This window comes from Corynebacterium sp. MSK008 (assembly GCF_030232585.1).
Taxonomy (GTDB): domain Bacteria; phylum Actinomycetota; class Actinomycetes; order Mycobacteriales; family Mycobacteriaceae; genus Corynebacterium.
This window is the reverse complement of sequence record NZ_JASPJX010000022.1, coordinates 1-1,586: the sequence shown is the minus strand read 5'-3', so window position 1 is coordinate 1,586 and position 1,586 is coordinate 1. Positions and strand designations below refer to the sequence as shown.

At 56.2% G+C, this 1,586-nt stretch carries 1 rRNA gene and 1 other annotated feature (1 of these 2 running past the window's edge); the gene reads right to left on the bottom strand.

Annotated elements, in window-relative coordinates:
- Window positions 1-130 (bottom strand) — a sequence feature (mutual gap in cmsearch alignment for this rRNA model is longer than 100); it reaches 1,293 nt to the left of the window's first position.
- Window positions 13-1,529, bottom strand: a 16S ribosomal RNA gene (locus QP996_RS11900). Its footprint overlaps the feature before it by 118 nt.
- Window positions 1,530-1,586: the final 57 nt, after the last annotated feature.

Sequence of the window (1,586 nt, the reverse complement as noted above, 5' to 3'; positions counted from 1 at the left end):
AAAGCTCCTTAGAAAGGAGGTGATCCAGCCGCACCTTCCGGTACGGCTACCTTGTTACGACTTCGTCCCAATCGCCGATCCCACCTTCGACAGCTCCCATGACAGGCCACTGGCTTCGGGTGTTACCAACTTTCATGACGTGACGGGCGGTGTGTACAAGGCCCGGGAACGTATTCACCGCAGCGTTGCTGATCTGCGATTACTAGCGACTCCGACTTCATGGGGTCGAGTTGCAGACCCCAATCCGAACTACGACCGGCTTTACAGCGATTAGCCCACCCTCACAGGCTCGCAAACGCGTTGTACCGACCATTGTAGCATGTGTGAAGCCCTGGACATAAGGGGCATGATGATTTGACGTCATCCCCACCTTCCTCCGAGTTAACCCCGGCAGTCTCTCACGAGTCCCCACCACAACGTGCTGGCAACATAAGACAAGGGTTGCGCTCGTTGCGGGACTTAACCCAACATCTCACGACACGAGCTGACGACAACCATGCACCACCTGTACACCAACCACAAAGGGAAACCGCATCTCTACGGCGATCTGGTGTATGTCAAGCCCAGGTAAGGTTCTTCGCGTTGCATCGAATTAATCCACATGCTCCGCCGCTTGTGCGGGCCCCCGTCAATTCCTTTGAGTTTTAGCCTTGCGGCCGTACTCCCCAGGCGGGGCGCTTAATGCGTTAGCTACGGCACGAACCCCGTGGAAGGGACTCACACCTAGCGCCCACCGTTTACGGCATGGACTACCAGGGTATCTAATCCTGTTCGCTACCCATGCTTTCGCTCCTCAGCGTCAGTTACTGCCCAGAGACCTGCCTTCGCCATCGGTGTTCCTCCTGATATCTGCGCATTCCACCGCTACACCAGGAATTCCAGTCTCCCCTACAGCACTCAAGTTATGCCCGTATCGCCTGCAGTCCCGCAGTTAAGCTGCGGGCTTACACAAACGACGCGACAAACCACCTACGAGCTCTTTACGCCCAGTAATTCCGGACAACGCTCGCACCCTACGTATTACCGCGGCTGCTGGCACGTAGTTAGCCGGTGCTTCTTCTCCAGGTACCGTCACTTGCGCTTCGTCCCTAGCGAAAGGAGTTTACAACCCGAAGGCCGTCATCCCCCACGCGGCGTCGCTGCATCAGGCTTGCGCCCATTGTGCAATATTCCCCACTGCTGCCTCCCGTAGGAGTCTGGGCCGTATCTCAGTCCCAATGTGGCCGTACACCCTCTCAGGCCGGCTACCCGTCGACGCCTTGGTAGGCCATTACCCCACCAACAAGCTGATAGGCCGCGAGCTCATCCCACACCGAAAAAACTTTCCACCACACCATCCAAAATGTGGTCCTATCCGGTATTAGACCCAGTTTCCCAGGCTTATCCCGAAGTGCAGGGCAGATCACCCACGTGTTACTCACCCGTTCGCCACTCGAGTACCAGTGCAAGCACTGGCCTTTCCGTTCGACTTGCATGTGTTAAGCACGCCGCCAGCGTTCATCCTGAGCCAGGATCAAACTCTCCACAAAAACGTTTCAGAAAGAAACAGGCCGTGAAAAGCCCAAACCCAACCAAAAACAAACCAA